This window comes from Nocardioides sp. P5_C9_2 (genome assembly GCF_054049555.1).
In genome coordinates, this window is the sequence record NZ_JBFUMD010000519.1 from 1 (window position 1) to 2,616 (window position 2,616).

The 2,616-nt window shown below is 70.8% G+C and carries 1 protein-coding gene and 1 pseudogene; both read left to right on the forward strand.

What is annotated here, in order from left to right:
• Positions 1–174: 174 nt before the first annotated feature.
• A complete protein-coding gene (locus ACXJKL_RS19060; RefSeq protein WP_457208574.1) occupies positions 175–1,698 on the forward strand; it encodes a SulP family inorganic anion transporter in 1,524 nt (507 codons plus the stop codon).
• 140 nt (positions 1,699–1,838) lie between these two features.
• A pseudogene (locus ACXJKL_RS19065) lies at positions 1,839–2,616 on the forward strand (hypothetical protein); the annotation flags it as partial.

Here is a 2,616-nt window from a genome sequence, read left to right on the forward strand (position 1 = left end):
CTCTCACGACCGACGATGCCAAACCTCACGTAACGTCAGGGTAGGGTCGCCGGCAGACTTTCCGCCGGCGGCGCCGGCGTGCGGCCACCATGATGCTCACCGCCCACCCGCCCGGCCAAACCCGCCGCCACCACCTCGGCCCGCACTCGCGCCCGGCCGCACGAACGGAGCCCCGTGACCACCACGTCGCACGACGACGCCCCCACGTCCGCGCCCGTCCTCGAGCCCACCGTCCGCAACGCGCTGCGCTCACCACGCATGCTGCGCACCGAGGTCCTCGCCGGGCTCGTCGTCGCGCTGGCGCTGATCCCCGAGGCGATCTCGTTCTCGATCATCGCCGGCGTCGACCCGCGGCTCGGCCTCTTCGCGTCGTTCACGATGGCGGTGTCCATCGCGTTCCTCGGCGGCCGCCCCGCGATGATCTCGGCGGCCACCGGCGCCGTGGCCCTGGTGATCGCGCCGGTCGCCCGGGACCACGGAATCGACCACCTCATCGCGACCGTGATCCTCGCCGGCGTCCTGCAGGTCGCGCTCGGCCTCGCCGGCGTCGCCCGCCTGATGCGCTTCATCCCCCGCTCCGTCATGGTCGGGTTCGTCAACGCGCTGGCGATCCTGATCTTCCTCGCCCAGGTCCCGCACCTGGTCGACGTGCCGTGGCCGGTCTACCCGTTGGTCGCGATCGGCATCGCCCTCATCGTCGCCCTCCCCCGCGTCATCCGGGTCGTGCCGGCGCCCCTGGTGACGATCGTCGCCCTGACCGGCTTCGTGCTCGTCGCGGGCCTCCAGCTGCCCGACGTCGGCGACCAGGGCGCCCTGCCCGACAGCCTCCCGTCGCTCCTCGTGCCCGACGTGCCGTGGACCCTCGACACCCTCCGGATCATCGCTCCCTACGCGCTGGCGATGGCGCTGGTCGGCCTGCTCGAGTCGCTGCTGACCGCCAGGCTGGTCGACGACATCACCGACACCCGCTCGGACAAGACCCGCGAGGCGTGGGGGCAGGGTGCCGCCAACGTCATCACCGGCTTCTTCGGCGGGATGGGGGGCTGCGCGATGATCGGCCAGACGATGATCAACGTGAAGGCCTCCGGCGCCCGGACCCGCCTCTCGACGTTCCTCGCCGGAGTCTTCCTGCTGGTCCTGGTCGTCGGCTTCGGCGACGTCGTCGCCCTCATCCCGATGGCGGCGCTGGTCGCCGTGATGGTCATGGTCTCGGTCGGCACCTTCGACTGGCACTCGGTCCGGCCGGCCACACTGCGCCGGATGCCGAGGTCGGAGACCACCGTCATGCTCGCCACCGTCGTGGTCACCGTGCTCAGCCACAACCTCGCGATCGGCGTCGTGGTCGGCGTGCTCGTCGCCATGACCCTCTTCGCGCGACGCGTCGCCCACCTCACCGAGACGCACCGCGAGCTCGTCACGAACCGCGACGGCAGCGTCTCGGCCGTCTACCGCGTGACCGGCGAGCTCTTCTTCGCCTCCAGCAACGACCTCTCCACGCAGTTCGAGTACGCCGACGACCCCGATCACGTGGTCATCGACCTCTCGGCGTCCCACGTCTGGGACGCCTCGACGGTGGCCTCGCTCGATGCCATCACCACCACGTACGAGCGCCGGGGCAAGCGCGTCGAGATCGTCGGTCTCGACGCCTCCAGCGCCCAGCGGCACGACCGGTTGAGCGGGTCGCTGCCCGGGCACTAGGCGAGCACCGGGCGGGCGGCGGGGCGTCGTACGGGCGCAGGAGTCTTCACCCGGCGGTCGTTGACAGGTGTGACGGGCGCCACAAGACTCCGAGCGCCGGTGTGGGGCCGGCACCGTCCACCCACACCGTCAGGAGAACGATGAAGACCTCTCGTCCCCGTGCGCTCGTGCTGAGCGTGCTCGCCCTGCTGGCCTCCGGCCTCGCCGTCACCACCACGTCCGCCCCGGCCGTGGCCGACGGACCCGGAACCGGCACCCCGTACGTCGTCACCCTCGGCGACTCCTACATCAGCGGGGAGGCCGGCCGCTGGGCCGGCAGCTCCAACGCGTCGTACTCACGGGCCGACGCGCTCGGCGGGGCGGCGTACTTCGACAACGCCACCAACACCGGCGAGCAGATCAACCGCTGCCACCGCAGCAAGGCCTCGCAGTCCCAGATCGGTGTCGGGACCCTCGGGGTGAACTTCGCCTGCTCGGGCTCGCGCACCACGACCTTCACCGACTCGAACGGCTACTTCAAGCCGGGTCTCGACTTCTACAACAGCGGCGGCCAGCAGGGCCAGGCGCTGATGCTGCAGGGCTTCGCGACGAGCCACAACGTCAAGCTGGTCTCGGTGTCGATCGGCGGCAACGACTTCAACTTCGCCTCCATCGTGCAGACCTGTGTCACCAACTGGCTGACCTCGCCGTCCTGGGCCAAGAACTACTGCAACGACGACTCCTCGGTCACCAGCAACTTCACCGCCTCCGCGGTCGCCGCGCGGCGCGCCGCGATCGCCACCGCGCTGCAGAACCCGCGCACGGCGATGCGCAACGCCGGGTACGCCGACAACGCCTGGACGCTGCTGGGCCAGAACTACCCGTCGCCGCTGCCGAGCTCGTCGTCGTTCCGCTACTCCGAGTCCGGCTACTCCCGGA